This is a genomic window from Stenotrophomonas acidaminiphila, assembly GCA_002951995.1.
In the GTDB taxonomy this organism is placed as follows: Bacteria; Pseudomonadota; Gammaproteobacteria; order Xanthomonadales; family Xanthomonadaceae; genus Stenotrophomonas; species Stenotrophomonas acidaminiphila_A.
On the sequence record CP019797.1, the window covers coordinates 1,092,965 to 1,107,948 of the forward strand.

Below are 14,984 nucleotides of genomic sequence, written 5' to 3' on the forward strand. Positions count from 1 at the left end.
GTGGCGCGTGGCTGGGACAGCCCGCGCGCGTGGCGCTCGATCGCCATCGGGGTGCTGCTGCTGGCGGTGCTGCTGAGCGTGTTCCGGCAGCCGCTGGCGAACCTGTTGTGGCCGGAGACCAAGATCCAGCGCCTGCTCGACGACGGCCACCGCGCGCTGCGCCAGGGCCATCTGTCCGCGGCCGATGGCAGCGGCGCGCGCGAACTGTTCGAAGCCGCCGCGGCGCTGGATCCGGACCGCGGCGACGTGCGCGACGCGCTGGCCGATACCGGGCGCGCGGCGCTGGAACAGGCGCGGCGGCAGCTGGCCGCCGGCGATGTGCCCGCCACCCGCGCGGCGCTGGCGCTGGCGCGGCAGCTGCAGGTGCCGCAGGGGGAGCTCGACGCCATCGCTGCGCACCTGCAGCGCCAGGCGCGGGAACCCGAGCGTGTCGACGACCTGCTGCGCCGCGCCGAGGCGGCACAGGCGCAGGGGCGGCTGGACCAGGGCGCCGACAGCGCGCTGCCGTTGTACCAGCGGGTGCTGGCGGTGCGCCCGGATCACCTGCAGGCGCTGCAGGGGCGCGACGACGCGCTGTCCGACCTGCTGGCCGCGGCGCTCGACGCGGCGCGGCGGGACGATATCCAGGCGGCGGCCGGCCTGCTGCGGCGGGTGGAAGGCTACGACCCGGGGCACGCCGAACTGCCCGCGGCCCGCGCCGCGCTGAACACCGCGCTGGAGCGGCGCCGCGGCCAGGCCGCGCGCGACCTGGCGCGGGGGCGCCTGCGCCAGGCCGCGGACGGATACAGCCGGGTGCTCGCGCTCGGTGACGACCCGGTGGCGCGCCGCGGGTTGCAGCAGGTCGCGCGGGCCTGGGCCGGCGAGGCCGTGCGGCTGGCCGGCGACTTCCATTTCGAGCAGGCGCGACAGGCGCTGGAGCAGGCGCGTGCATGGGCGCCGGGCAGTGCCGACGTGGCCGCCGCCGAGCAGGCGCTACAGCGCGCGCAGGGCGCGCACCGGGCGCTGGAGACGCGGATGCCGGCCGCCGAGCGCGAGCGCCGGGTACGCGCACTGCTGGCGCAGATGGACGCCGCGGCGGCGCAGGGGCAGTGGCTGCTGCCGCCCGGCGCCAGTGCCTACGACCGCTTCAAGGCCGCGCAGGCGCTGGCCCCCGGCGACGCGCGGGTGAAGCAGGCCGGTGCCCGCATCCTGCCCGCCGCCCGCGACTGCATGGAGCACCACCTGCAGGGCAACCGCCTGCAGGCGGCGCGCACCTGCCTGGATGCCTGGCAGGCGCTGGCGCCCGGCGATCCGCGGTTGCCCGCGGCGCGGCGGCGGCTGGCGCAGCGCTGGCTGGCGGTCGGCAGTGAACGGCTGGGCGCCGGCGACGTGGCCTTCGCCGGCCGTGCGCTGGACCAGGCGCGCGCGCTGGACCCGGCGACCCCGGAGCTGCCGGCCTTCGCCGAACGGCTGGGCAACGCCCAGCGTTAGTCCAGGAACACCCGCGTCACCACGTCGCGCGCGGCGTCCATCGAGAAATGCCGGGCAATGTTGTCCAGGCCGTTGCCGGACAGCCGCCGCCACAGGGCTTCGTCGTCGTGCAGCCGCACCACCGCGTCGGCGAACGCCGCGGCGCCGTCGGCGACCAGCACGTCCTCGCCGTCGCGCAGGTGCATGCCCTCGGCGGCGCAGCTGGTGGCCACCACCGGCTGGCCGTGGGCCATGCTCAGGTTGATCTTGCCCTTGACCCCGGCGCCGAAGCGCAGCGGGGCCACCGCGACCCGGCCACCGGCCATCCATGGCACCACGTCGGGCACGTAGCCATGCACCTGCACGCCGGGCTGCGTGGCCGCCAGCGCGCGCAGGCTGTCGGGCACGTCGGCACCGATGCAGTGGAAGCCGATGCCCGGCAGGCGTTGCCGGATCAGCGGGAACACCTCGCCGATGAACCACTGCATCGCATCCAGGTTCGGCGGGTGGTTGAAGCCGCCGACGAACACCAGCCCCTGCCGCTGTGCCCAGTCCAGCCCCTGGCCGGCGACCTCGTGCAGGTTGGACAGCAGCTCGACCCGCACGCCGGGGGCATCGACCGCCAGCTGCGCCTTCTCGGCGGCGCTGACCAGCAGGGTGACGTCGGTCGCGGCCATCACCGCCAGCTCGCTGGCCCGGGTGCGCTCGGCACTGCGCGCCAGCCGCGGGTCGCCGCTGAGCTCGGCGCCGCGGCGTTCGCGCAGGTAGTGCAGGTCGACGGTGTCGAACACGGTGCGCGCCTGCGGCGCATGGCGCCGCAGCAGCGGCAGGCATTGGCTGGCGACGTGGTGGCGCACCAGCAGCACCACCTGGAAGCGCTGGCCATGCGTGCGCAGCCACGCGCCGACGCCGTCCAGCCACGGCGCGTGCCAGACCTCCACGCCCAGCGCCTGCAGGGCGTGGGTGGCGGCGCCGCCGTGTTCGCCGCGGGTCGGCAGGAACACCACGTGGGCGCCGCCGGCCAGCAGCATGCGGATCAGGTTGAACTGGCGCAGCGAGGCCGAATCGCGGTCCGGGCGCGGCACCGCTTCGTCGATGATCAGCACCTGGCGCTGGCCACGGTGCAGCAGCGCCGGGCCCGGCACGCTGCCCGCCGGCAGCTGCCGCGCCAGCGCGGTGCGCCAGGCGTCGGCGAACACCTGCTGGTTGCGCACCTGCCAGGCCTTGACCCCGCTGCCGGTGTCGGTGCCGTTGCTGGTGCCTTCGTCGTGCACCACGCGGCTGGCCGGCTGCACCAGCACGCGGTGGCCGGCGGCGCGCACCTTGAACGCCAGGTCGGTGTCCTCGTAGTAGGCCGGCGCATAGCGCGCATCCAGCCCGCCGAACCGCGCCAGCAGCGCACGCGGAATGGCCAGCGCCGCGCCGGAACAGTAATCGGCGTCGCGCAGGCTGGCGTAGCGCGGGTCCTCCGGCGATTCGAAACGACCGTAGCTCCAGCAACTGCCGTCGTCGAACACCACGCCCCCCGATTCCTGCAGGCGACCATCCGGATACAGCAACTGGGCACCGACCAGGCCGGCCTGCGGAATCTGCACGAAGGTGTCGAGCAGGGCGTCCAGCCAGCCCGGTTGCGGCACGGTGTCATTGTTCAGCAGCACCACGTACTGGCCGCGGGCCAACCGCAGGCCGTCGTTGCAGGCGGCGATGAAGCCACCGTTCTCCGCGCGGCGGTGGTAGCGCAGGCCGTCGATCCGCGCCATCCAGCCAGCGGTCTCGTCGCTGCTGCCGTCGTCGACCACCAGGATCTCGCAGGCCGCCGCCGGCGGATGCGCGGCCAGTGCGCGCAGGCACGCCAGGGTATGCGCGGCATGGTTGTAGACCGGGATCACGATGCTGGCCAGCGGCTCGGCGCTGCTGGGCACGGCGAATGGCGCGAAGGCGGCCGCGGCCGGTGCGTACAACGGCGCGCGCCGCGGTGGCGGCTGCCGCCGCAGGCGCACGCCGACGCGCTGCAAGGTGGTGCGCCAGCCGCGGGTGCGCAGGCTGGCCAGGCCGCGGCGGATCAGGCCGACGATGCGGGCGAGGTGGTAGCGCGCATCGGCCGGGGACATCGACATTCGGTTGCAACTCCAGCTTAAGCAGGTGGGGGCCGGCAGCGGTGCGGTGGCGCGAGGCTGCGTTAGACTCGCCTGAACCTACATTCTCGCATCCCCGTGCCGCGACGCTACGATACCGACGAACTGGACGACGATACCGACGAGCCGGGCACGCCCTGGCGCAACCGGTTGATCACCTGGGGCCTGGCCGCCGCCGCCCTTGGCCTCGGTTTCCTGATCCCGTACACGCTGTACCTGAACTCGCAGGTGACCCAGCGCTTCGGCGAGCTGCGCTGGCAGATCCCGACCCGGGTCTATGCCAGGCCGCTGGTGCTGGCGCCGGGCGTGGCGATGAACGCCGGCACGCTCAAGACCGAGCTGGCGGCGTCGGCCTATCGCGACGACGGCATCGGCCAGAGCCCGGGCACCTACCGGCTGCAGGACGGCCGGTTCACCATTTCCAGCCGTGGCTATGTCGATGTCGACGGGCGCGTGGCGCCGCGCCGGATCGACGTGGTGGTGTCCGGTGGCCAGGTCGCCTCGCTGCGCGATGCCGCGCAGCGCAAGCCGCTCAAGGCCGCGCGGCTGGACCCGGCGCGCATCGCCACCCTCTACGGGCAGAAGCAGGAGGAACGGCGGCTGGTGCGCATCGCCGAAGCGCCGGAGCTGCTGGTCACCGGCCTGCAGGCGGTGGAGGACAAGGATTTCAACAGCCACCACGGCATCGACCTGAGCGGCATCGTGCGCGCGGTCTGGGTGACGGTGCGCTCCGGCGGCAAGGTGCGCCAGGGCGCCAGCACGCTGACCCAGCAGCTGGCGCGCAGCGGCCTGCTCGGCATCGGCAAGGAACAGACCTTCACCCGCAAGTTCAACGAGGTGCTGTACGCGCTGATCATGGAAGCGCGCTACGACAAGCAGGTGATCCTGGAGGCCTACCTCAACCAGGTCTACCTGGGGCAGCGCGGCAGCCAGGCGATCCACGGCGTGGCGTCGGGCGCCGAGTTCTGGTTCGGGCGCGATCTGAATTCGCTGACCACCGAGCAGGTGGCGCTGCTGATCGGGCTGGTGAAGGGGCCGTCCTACTACGATCCGCGGCGCAACCCCGAGCGCGCGCTGGACCGTCGCAACTTCGTGCTGGGCAAGCTGCACGAGAACGACCTGATCGACGCGGCCGAGTACCAGCGCGCGCTGAAGGCGCCGCTGGGGGTGCCGAAGGTGCCGGGGCTGGCGGCGGCCAACCGCTTCCCGGCCTATATCGACCTGGTGCGCCGCCAGCTTGGCCATGACTATCCGGAAAGCACCCTGCAGGGCGCGGGCCTCAACGTTCTCACCGGCATGTCGCCCTCGGCCCAGGCCTATGCCGAAGGCGCGGTGGCGCATACGGTCAAGTCGCTGGAGAACAAGCGCCGCCCCGAGCTGCAGGCGGGGCTGGTGCTGACCGACGTGCACAACGGCGACGTGCTGGCGGTGGTCGGCAGCCGCGATGTCGCCGAGCCGGGCTTCAACCGCGCCATCGACGCGCAGCGGCCGGTCGGTTCGCTGCTCAAGCCGTTCGTGTACCTGCTGGCGCTGGCGCAGCCGGACCGCTGGTCGCTGGCGACCTGGGTCGAGGACACCCCGGTGACCGTGCAGCTCAGCCGCGGGCGCAACTGGACCCCGGGCAACGCCGACAACCGCAGCCACGGCACGGTGCGCCTGATCGACGCGCTGGCCCGTTCCTACAACCAGGCCACGGTGCGGGTCGGCATGCAGGTCGGGCCCGAGCGCATCACCCAGCTGATCCACGTCCTGGCCGGGCTCAAGGCCGAAGCCAACCCGGCGGTGATCCTGGGCTCCACCGACCAGAGCCCCTATGGCATGGCGCAGCTGTACCAGTTCCTGGCCTCCGGCGGCGAGATCCAGCCGTTGCACGCCGTGCGCGGGGTGGTCGACGCGCAGGGCACGCTGCTCAAGCGTTACGACAAGAGCCCGGCGCCGGCGCAGGAAGGCGATTCCATCGCCGCCAACCTGATCAGCGTGGCGCTGCAGCAGGTGGTGTCCAGCGGTACCGCCTCCGGGCTCAACGCCGACGGCCTCGGCCGGCTGCAGCCGGCCGGCAAGACCGGCACCACCAACGACGGCCGCGACAGCTGGTACGCCGGCTACACCGGCGACCACCTGGCGGTGGTGTGGATGGGCAACGACCAGAACGAGCAGGCCGGCCTGTTCGGCGCCACCGGCGCGATGCGGGTGTGGTCGGGCATCTTCCGCAACCTGCCGAGCCGGCCGCTGCGGGTGAACAGCAAGGGCCTGGACTGGCAGTACGTGGCCGCCGAAGGCACCAACAGCACCGACGAAGGCTGCCCGGGCGCACGCCGGCTGCCGTTCGTGGCCGGCTTCGCCCCGGCCTACGCGCCGTGCGCGCCGCCGGCGGTGCCGGAAGAGGAGACCCAGGAAGGCGGGGGCTGGCGCAGCTGGTTCGGGCTGGACCGCAAGGAACCGGCCGCGGCGTCAAGCACGCCTTCAGACGCGCCTGCGCGATAATGGCGACATGAACCACACGCTCCCGATCCATCGCGCACTGGCCGTCCTGGCCGCCTCCCTGGCCCTGGCCGCCTGCACCAGCACGCCAGCGCCGCCGCCGCCCCCGGTCGATACCACCACGCCCGCCCAGCGCATGGCCGCGGTACAGGCCGCCGCCGGTGCCGACGACAAGGAAGTGACCGTGCAGCCGCTGCGCGACCCGCAGGTGGACGACCTGCGCCAGATCGCCGGCGAACGCCGCGGGGCCGGCGACCTGGCCGGTGCCGCCGATGCACTGAACCAGGCCCTGCTGCTGGTCGAGGACGACCCGGCGATCCTGCAGGAACGCGCCGAGATCGCGCTGCTGCAGGGCGACTGGGCGCGCGCCGAGACGCTGGCGCGCAAGGCGCTCGCGCTGGGCTCGCGCACCGGGCCGCTGTGCCGCCGCCACTGGGCCACCATCGAGCAGACGCACCTGGCGCGCGTGGAGAAGGAAAACGCCGCGTCGGCGCATGCGCAGATCGAAGCCTGCACCGTGCCGGGGATCATCCGCTATTGAGGGGCCGGGGATCGCAGGCCAGCGGCCCGTGGGTACCGGCTTCTTGCTGATTCCAAGCCTCCGGCCCCGGACCTCCGATGCTTAGAACCGCCAGCCGTGAAGCCCTCAGCGCCGACGGCGCGCTCGCGCGGCAGCTCGACGCCTTCACCCCGCGCGCGGCGCAACTGCGCCTGGCCGAGGCCATCGCCGATGCCTTCCAGCAGCGCGACGTACTGCTGGCCGAGGCCGGCACCGGCACCGGCAAGACCTTTGCCTACCTGGTCCCGGCGCTGCTGTCCGGGCTGAAGACCATCGTCAGCACCGGCACCCGCGCGCTGCAGGACCAGCTCTACCACCGCGACCTGCCACGGGTGCGCGCCGCGCTCGGCGTCGGCCACCGCAGCGCGCTGCTCAAGGGCCGCGCCAACTACCTGTGCCGCTACCGGCTGGACCAGGCGCGCGGGGAACCGCGCCTGGCCTCGCCCGAACAGGCCGCGCAGTTCCAGCGCATCGTTGCCTGGTCCGGGCGCACGCAGTTCGGCGACGTGGCCGAGCTCGACGGGTTGGCCGACGATTCGCCGCTGCTGCCGATGGTCACGTCCACCGTCGACAACTGCCTGGGCAGCGACTGCCCGTTCTGGAGCGAGTGCTTCGTGGTGCAGGCGCGGCAGCGCGCGCAGGAGGCCGACCTGGTGGTGGTCAACCACCACCTGCTGCTGGCCGACCTGGCGCTCAAGCAGGAAGGTTTCGGCGAGATCCTGCCGGGCGCGCAGGCGTTCGTGATCGACGAGGCGCACCAGTTGCCGGAACTGGCGGCCGGGTTCTTCGGCGAAGGCTTCGGCATGCGCCCGTGGCAGGAGCTGGCGCGCGACTGCCTGGCCGAATGCCGCGGCGTGGCCGGCGCGCAGCCGGTGCTGCAGCCGCCGGTGGCGGCGCTGGAAATGGCATTGCGGCAACTGCGCGCGGCGATGGAGCCGTTGCCGCCGCGCGGCACCCAGTGGCGCGCGTTGGCGGTGCCGGCGGTGGCCGAGGGCTTCGACGTGCTGGCCACGGCGCTGGCCGGGTTGCGCGATGCGCTGGCCGGTGTGCGCGAGGCGTCGCCGGGGCTGGACGCGTGCCATGCACGCGCGCTCGAAGGCGCGGCGCGGCTGGCGCGCTGGCTGTGCGAGGATGCGCCGCTGCCCGATTTCGAAAGCGATGACGCCGACATCGGCGCCGCCGGCAACGACGTGCTCTGGTACGAGCTGACGCCGCGCGGCTTCCGCTGCCAGCGCACCCCGCTGGACGTATCCGGGCCGCTGCGCGAACACCGCCTGCGCTCGCACGCGGCCTGGGTGTTCACCTCGGCCACGCTGACCGTCGATGGCGACTTCGGCCACCTGGCCGCGCGGCTGGGGCTGGACGACCCGCACACCCTGGTCCAGCCCAGCCCGTTCGACTGGCCGGTGCAGGCGCTGTGCTACCTGCCGCGGCAGTTGCCCGATCCGGCCGCGCGCGGCTTCGGCGCCGCGCTGATCGCCACCCTGCGCCCGGTGCTCGAGGCTTCGCAGGGGCGTGCGTTCCTGCTGTTCGCCTCGCACCGCGCGCTGCGCGAGGCCGCCGATGCGCTGCGCGGCGGGCCGTGGCCGCTGTTCGTGCAGGGCGAGGCGCCCCGCGCCAGCCTGCTGCAGCGTTTCCGCGAATCGGGCAACGGCGTGCTGCTGGGCTCGGCCAGTTTCCGCGAAGGCGTGGACGTGGCCGGCGACGCGCTGAGTGTGGTGGTGATCGACAAGCTGCCCTTCGCCGCGCCGGACGACCCGGTATACGAGGCGCGGCTGGACGCGATCCGCCGCGCCGGTGGCAACCCGTTCCGCGACGAACAGTTGCCGCAGGCGGTGATCGCGCTCAAGCAGGGCGTGGGCCGGCTGATCCGCAGCGAGAGCGACCGCGGCGTGCTGGTGCTGTGCGACCCGCGCCTGCTCAGCCGCGGCTACGGGCGGGTATTCCTGGATTCGCTGCCGCCGTTCCGCCGCACCCGCGAACTGGCCGATGTGCAGGCGTTCTTTGCGCGACAATGGCAGCCCGATGCCGACGCGCCGGGCATGGAAACCGCCATGCCGCCCCTTCCCGATCCCGATGTGACCCCATGAAGCTGCTCGCCCTGGAAACCGCCACCGAAGCCTGTTCCGTCGCCCTGCATGTGGACGGGCGGGTACTGGAACGCTTCGAGATCGCGCCGCGCCGGCATGCGGAACTGACCCTGCCGTGGGCGGAACAGCTGCTGGCCGAGGCCGGCATCGCCCGCGCGCAGCTGGACGCCATCGCCCTGGGCCGCGGTCCGGGCGCGTTCACCGGCGTGCGCCTGGCCATCGCCATCGCCCAGGGCGTCGCCCTGGCGCTGGACCGGCCGCTGCTGCCGGTGTCCACGCTGCAGGTGCTGGCGATGCAGGCGCCCGTCGACGCCAGCCACGTGCTGGCCAGCATCGATGCGCGCATGGGCGAGGTCTACGCCGCGCGCTGCGTGCGTCGTGGCGATGGCCTGTGGGACGAACAGGGCGCGGAAGTGGTGATTGCCCCGGATGCACTGCAGCTGCCCGACGGTGGCAGCCGCTGGGCCGGGGTCGGCACTGGTTTCGGCGCCGCCGAGGGGCTGCTGGCCACGCGCCTGCAGGCGCGGCTGTCGTCGGTCGATGCGCAGGCGCTGCCGCGCGCATCGGACGTGTTGAAGCTCGCCGTGCCGGCCTTCGCCCGCGGCGAGGGCATCGCTCCCGAACGGGTGCAGCCGGCCTACCTGCGCGACAACGTCGCGCTCACCCTGGTCGAACAGCAGGCGCTGCGCGCTTCGCGCTGACCTGGCCGGCACGGGCCCGGCCGGGAATGCGCCAGGCGCGGTGAGCCCCGCATCTACGGGGGCCGGTTGCCGGCGGCATCCAGCAGCGCATTGAGTTGTCCGATCATCGCGTCGTCGTAGCCGATGCCCTGCGCTGTCTGCGGCCGTGGCGCCGGCGCATCGGCATCGCGCAGTTCGGCGCGCAATCCGCTGCTGGCGCCGTAGATCGGCGCCGCGACCGTGAAACCCCGCACGGGGCGCGTGTCGAACAGCGCCCGGTACAGCTGCACCGCATCGAGCAGCGTCAGCGCCGGCCCGGGGTGCATGCCGTCGGCGTCGTACCAGGCGAGCGTGCCGGCACCGGTGGAGAGCCGGCGCAGGCTTTCGGAAATCTCCACGTAGCCGATGCCGGCCTGCGTGGCGGCGGCGCGTTCGGCCTGGACAATCGCCGCCGACGCGCGGGGATGGGGCTGGTAGCTGCCCAGCAGCAACACCCGTGCGCCGGCCTGGCGGCCCGCCGCGGCCAGTGCCTGCACCGCCTCCCGCGACGTCCGGCAGGCATCCTCGCCGGCGCCACAGAGCAGCTCGCCGCCGCGTTCCTGCAGCACCAGCACCGCCGGCCGGTAGCGGGCCAGCGCCCGCAGCACGCTGCCGTCGGCCACCCGCTGTTCGAGCGTGGCGCCGCCCTGCACGAGCATCGCGGCGTGCATGTGCTGCCCGTTGGCATTGGCCAGTGCGGCGAACGTGGCCGGCAGGTTGCCCACATAGGTCAGGCTGTTGCCGACGAACAGCACGCGCTGCGGCACTGCCGGTTGCGTGGCACCGGCAGGCATCTGCATGCCGGCCAACAGCAGCGACAACAGCAGCAGCCATCGACGCATGCGGACGACCTCTGCCTGGACTGTCGGTACGACCGCGCTACCAGTCGATGGTTCCGCGGATCACCGTCTGCACCTGGCCGCCGGACCACACGTCGCCGTGCGCGTCGATGCGCAGTTCCAGCAGTGCGTCGTGGCCGACCTCGCGGCCCTGGCTAACGCTGTAGCGGCCGCCGTGGCCGGGCAGCGCGCCGCGTTCGTCCAGCCACGCGGCGAGCACCGCATTGGCGGCGCCGGAGGCGGCGTCCTCGAAGCGGCGGCCGTTGCCGACGAAGGCGCGCACCGCCAGGTCGTGCGCCTGGCCATGGCTGCGGGCGTAGGCGAACACGCCCATCGCGCCGCTGGCCTCGGCCAGGGTGGCGATGGCGTCCCAGTCGGGGGCGAGGGCGCGCAGGGCGGCCTCGTCGGCCAGTTCCAGCAGCCACCAGCGGCGGCCGCCGTCCATCAGCACCGGCGGCAGCGCGCCCAGCGCCCAGCCGGCGACGGCCGGGCGCAGCCGCGCATCGGCGGCGTCCACGATCTCCGCCACCGACGCGCGCGGGGTGCGGATGGCGATGCGGCGGACGCCGTCGATCGTGTCCACCCGCAGCGGCAGCTGCCCGGCGATGCCGTCCTGCACCAGCAGGCCGTCGACCGGCGTGGCCAGGCCGCACTCCAGCACCGCATGCGCGCTGCCGACGCTGGGGTGGCCGGCGAACGGCACTTCCTTCTGTGGCGCGAACATGCGGATACGGTAGCTGCTGCCCGGTGTGGTGGGCGCGAACACGAAGGTGGTCTCGGGCAGTCGGGTCCAGCGGGCGATGGCCTGCATGGCGGTATCGTCCAGGCCGTCGGCATCGAGCACCACGGCCAGCGGGTTGCCGGTGCCGGGGCGCGGGGCGAAGACGTCCAGTTGCAGGAAGCGGCGGGTAGTCATGGGGATTCCGTGTGGTAGGGGAGATATCTGCAGGCGCGGTGTGGCGCGCGATCGGCCTCACCGGGAAGGTTCCCGCGCACGCAAGTGCGCATCTGCGGGCAGGGGGGCGGCGGTTACCAGTCGAGGTGGCCGCCGATGACCGGCTGCACCTCGCCGCCGATCCAGACATGGCCCTCGTCGTCCACCTGCACATGGACCTCGCCGTTGCGGCCGCGCTCGCGGCCCTGGCTGGCGCGGTAGTGCTGTCCGGGCGTGAGCCGGCCCTGGGCCAGCAGGTGCGCGGCGACCAGTGCGTTGGCGCTGCCGGTCACCGGGTCTTCGTCGATGCCGACGCCGGGGGCGAAGGCGCGCACCACGTACTGGTAGCCCACGTCGGGCCGCGCCGCGGCGGCGAACACGGCGAGCTTGCCGTTGCCGGGCAGGGCGGCGATGGCCGCCAGTTCCGGCCGGTAGCGGCGCAGCGCGGTTTCGTCGCCGGCCTCCAGCAGCCACCAGTCCGGGCCGTTGTTCCACAGCGCCGGTGCCACGCCCGGGCGTGCCAGTGCGGCCAGCCCCGGCGGCAGCGCGGGCGTGGCCGCGTTGCGCTGTTCCGCGCGCGGGCTGCGCACGTGCAGCAGGCGGAAGCGGCTACTGCCCTGCACCCGCACCGGCAGCAGGCCGGCGGCGCACTGCTGCAGCAGCCGGCCGTGGTCGTCGGCCGTCGCCAGGCCGTGCTCCAGCGCGGCCCAGGCCGCGCCCACGCTGGGGTGGCCGGCGAAGGGCAGCTCCATCCTCGGGGTGAAGATGCGGATGCGGTAACCGGCGCCGGCGTCGGGCGGCAGGAAGAACACCGTCTCGGACAGGTTCAGCCAGGCGGCGATGGCCTGCATGGCGGCATCGTCCAGGCCGTCGGCATCGAGCACGACGCCCAGCGGGTTGCCGGCGCCCGGGCGCGCGGCGAAGACGTCCAGTTGCAGATAGCGGCGTGCGGTCATGGCAGGGGTCCAGGCGGGGGCCGGCCAGCATAGGCCGCGCGCGCCGGCATCGCGAGCCCGGGCGCCCTCCGCGCGCGCCGCCGTGGCCACCGGCGCAATGCGGTCGCCCGCGACCGGCGGCGCGCGGCGGGGCATGGCTATAGAATCGACGGTTCCGCCCGCCTGTCGGGTCTTTCCCCACCGTGAACCCCCACGCCAATGTCCTCTTCCCCCCTCGTCGATCGCTGGATCGTCCTCAAGTTCGGTGGCACCTCGGTGTCGCGTCGTCATCGTTGGAACACGATCGGGGAACTGGCGAAAAAACGTGCGGACGAGACCGGTGGCCGCGTGCTGGTGGTGGTGTCCGCGCTGTCGGGCGTGACCAATGAGCTGACCGCGATCGCCGACGGCGCCGCCGACAGCCGCGAGCGGGTGGCCGCGCTGGTCGCGCGCCACAACGCATTCCTGGCCGAGCTGGAGCTGGGCCAGGAGGTGCTGGCCGCGCGGCTGGCGGCACTGCAGGCGCTGCTCGACGACCCGCGCGCGGCCCACCGCCCGCTGGACTGGCAGGCCGAGGTGCTGGGCCAGGGCGAACTGCTGTCTTCCACCATCGGCGCGGCCTACCTGCGCGGCAACGGCCTGGATTTCGGCTGGATGGACGCGCGCGACTGGCTGCACGCGCAGCCGCCGGCGCCCAACCAGAGCGCCTGGTCGCAGCGGCTGTCGGTGAACTGCCAGTGGCAGGGCGACGCCGGGTTCCGCCAGCGCTTCGCGGCGCAGCCCACGCGCATGCTGATCACCCAGGGCTTCATTTCCCGCCACGGCGACGGCGGCACCGCGATCCTCGGCCGCGGTGGCTCGGATACCTCGGCCGCGTACTTCGGCGCGCTGCTGGGCGCCAGCCGGGTGGAGATCTGGACCGACGTGCCGGGCATGTTCAGCGCCAACCCGAAGGACGTGCCCGACGCGCGCCTGCTCACCCGGCTGGATTATTACGAGGCGCAGGAAATCGCCACCACCGGGGCCAAGGTGCTGCACCCGCGCTCGATCAAGCCGTGCCGCGACGCCGGGGTGCCGATGGCGATCCTGGATACCGAGCGCCCGCACATGCCCGGCACCAGCATCGACGGCAGCGCCGAGCCGGTGCCGGGGGTCAAGGCGATCAGCCGCCGCAACGGCATCGTGCTGGTGTCGATGGAAGGCATCGGCATGTGGCAGCAGGTCGGCTTCCTCGCCGACGTGTTCGACCTGTTCCGCCGGCATGGCCTGTCGGTGGACCTGATCGGCTCGGCCGAGACCAACGTCACCGTCTCGCTGGATCCGTCCGAGAACCTGGTCAGCACCGACGTGCTGGCCGCGCTGTCGGCCGACCTGTCGCGGATCTGCAAGGTCAAGGTGATCGTGCCGTGCGCGGCCATCACCCTGGTCGGCCGCGGCATGCGCTCGCTGCTGTACAAGCTCTCGGACGTGTGGGCCACGTTCGGCAAGGAGCGCGTGCACATGATCTCGCAGTCGTCCAACGACCTGAACCTGACCTTCGTGATCGACGAGGCCGACGCCGACGGCCTGCTGCCGATCCTGCACGACGAGCTGATCGACAGCGGCGCCATGCCGGTCTACGAGGAGCAGGTGTTCGGCCCGCGCTGGCGCGAGATCACCGGCAGCGTGCGCCCGCGGCCGACGCCGTGGTGGCGCGCGCCGCGCGCGCGCGGGCAGCTGCTGGAACTGGCCGCGCAGGGTACGCCGCGCTACGTATACCACCTGCCCACGGTGCGCGCGCGCGCGCGCCAGCTGCAGGCGGTGGCGGCGCTGGACCGCCGCTACTACGCGATCAAGGCCAACCCGCACCCGGCCATCCTGCGCGCGCTGGCCGCCGAAGGCTTCGGCCTGGAGTGCGTTTCGCTGGGCGAGGTCGAGCACGTGTTCCAGGTGTTGCCGGAGCTGGCGCCGGCGCGGGTGCTGTTCACCCCCAGTTTCGCCCCGATCGGCGAGTACGCCGCGGCGCTGGCGCGCGGGGTCAACGTCACCGTGGACAACGTCGAACTGCTGCGGCGCTGGCCGGAGGTGTTCGGCGACCGCACGCTGTGGCTGCGGATCGACCTGGGCCATGGCGACGGCCACCACCGCAAGGTCAATACCGGTGGCAAGGAGGCCAAGTTCGGCCTGTCGGCGCAGCGGGTGGACGAATTCATGGACGTGGCGCGCGGCCTCGGCGTGCGCGTCACCGGCATCCACGCCCACCTGGGCAGCGGCGTGGAGAGCAGCGGCCACTGGCAGCAGGTGGTGGACGAGCTGGCCGGCTTCGCGCGCCGCATCGGCAGCGTGGAGATCCTCGACATCGGCGGTGGCCTGCCGGTGCCGTACAGCGACGACGACGAACCGTTCGACCTGGACGCCTGGGCCGCCGGCCTGGCCGCGGTCAAGGCGGTGCACCCGGCGTTCCAGCTGGCGGTCGAGCCGGGCCGCTTCCTGGTCGCCGAGGCCGGCGTGCTGCTGGCCCATGCCACCCAGGTGGTGGAAAAGGATGGCGTGCGCCGGGTCGGCCTGGACGCCGGCATGAACGCGCTGCTGCGCCCGGCGCTGTACGACGCCTGGCACGACATCGCCAACCTGTCGCGGCTGGAAGACGCGCGCGACCTCGACTTCAGCGTGGTCGGGCCGATCTGCGAATCCAGCGACGTGTTCGCGCAGCGGGTGAAGCTGCCGTCCACCACCGCCCCCGGCGACGTCATGCTGATCGCCGACGCCGGCGCCTACGGCTTCAGCATGGCCAGCCGCTACAACCAGCGCGCGCTGCCGTGCGAGGACATCATCGACGATGCGTCCTGACCTCCGCGCCGCCC

At 73.3% G+C, this 14,984-nt stretch carries 10 protein-coding genes; 6 read left to right on the forward strand and 4 right to left on the reverse strand.

Annotation, left to right across the window (positions count from 1 at the left end; genetic code table 11):
• Positions 1-1,470, forward strand: coding sequence for a hypothetical protein (locus B1L07_04835; protein ID AUZ56457.1), 1,470 nt, complete (start codon positions 1-3; stop codon positions 1,468-1,470).
• On the opposite strand, the gene B1L07_04840 is transcribed toward B1L07_04835, so the two are convergent.
• On the reverse strand, positions 1,467-3,566 hold the full coding sequence (locus tag B1L07_04840) for a glycosyl transferase (protein AUZ54545.1): 2,100 nt from the start codon (positions 3,564-3,566) through the stop codon (positions 1,467-1,469). The two genes, B1L07_04835 and B1L07_04840, sit on opposite strands and share 4 nt — an antisense overlap.
• Positions 3,567-3,662: 96 nt before the next feature.
• On the opposite strand from B1L07_04840, the gene B1L07_04845 reads away from it, so the two are divergent.
• The 4 genes from B1L07_04845 (at position 3,663) to B1L07_04860 (ending at position 9,415) form a co-directional block, all read left to right on the forward strand.
• Positions 3,663-6,068, forward strand: coding sequence for a penicillin-binding protein 1B (locus B1L07_04845; protein AUZ54546.1), 2,406 nt, complete (start codon positions 3,663-3,665; stop codon positions 6,066-6,068).
• Positions 6,069-6,075: 7 nt separating this feature from the next.
• A complete protein-coding gene (locus tag B1L07_04850) occupies positions 6,076-6,606 on the forward strand; it encodes a hypothetical protein (protein AUZ54547.1) in 531 nt (176 codons plus the stop codon).
• A gap of 77 nt (positions 6,607-6,683) precedes the next feature.
• On the forward strand, positions 6,684-8,714 hold the full coding sequence (locus tag B1L07_04855; GenBank protein AUZ54548.1) for a helicase: 2,031 nt from the start codon (positions 6,684-6,686) through the stop codon (positions 8,712-8,714).
• Positions 8,711-9,415: a tRNA (adenosine(37)-N6)-threonylcarbamoyltransferase complex dimerization subunit type 1 TsaB gene (locus B1L07_04860; protein ID AUZ54549.1), complete on the forward strand. Its 705-nt coding sequence runs from the start codon at positions 8,711-8,713 to the stop codon at positions 9,413-9,415. The genes B1L07_04855 and B1L07_04860 overlap by 4 nt, the downstream gene beginning before the upstream one ends.
• Positions 9,416-9,468: 53 nt before the next feature.
• On the opposite strand, the gene B1L07_04865 is transcribed toward B1L07_04860, so the two are convergent.
• The 3 genes from B1L07_04865 to B1L07_04875 all read right to left on the reverse strand — a co-directional run bounded on the left by B1L07_04865 (position 9,469) and on the right by B1L07_04875 (position 12,162).
• Positions 9,469-10,275, reverse strand: a complete 807-nt coding sequence (locus B1L07_04865) for a hypothetical protein (protein AUZ54550.1) — start codon at positions 10,273-10,275, stop codon at positions 9,469-9,471.
• A gap of 37 nt (positions 10,276-10,312) precedes the next feature.
• Positions 10,313-11,188 (reverse strand): phenazine biosynthesis protein PhzF family, encoded by an 876-nt coding sequence (locus B1L07_04870; GenBank protein AUZ54551.1) that lies wholly within the window; start codon positions 11,186-11,188, stop codon positions 10,313-10,315.
• A gap of 113 nt (positions 11,189-11,301) precedes the next feature.
• Complete coding sequence (locus B1L07_04875; GenBank protein ID AUZ54552.1) at positions 11,302-12,162, reverse strand: phenazine biosynthesis protein; 861 nt, start codon at positions 12,160-12,162, stop codon at positions 11,302-11,304.
• Positions 12,163-12,360: 198 nt separating this feature from the next.
• Here B1L07_04875 and B1L07_04880 point away from each other — a divergent pair, with 198 nt between their 5' ends.
• A complete protein-coding gene (locus tag B1L07_04880; protein AUZ54553.1) occupies positions 12,361-14,970 on the forward strand; it encodes a diaminopimelate decarboxylase in 2,610 nt (869 codons plus the stop codon).
• Positions 14,971-14,984: the final 14 nt, after the last annotated feature.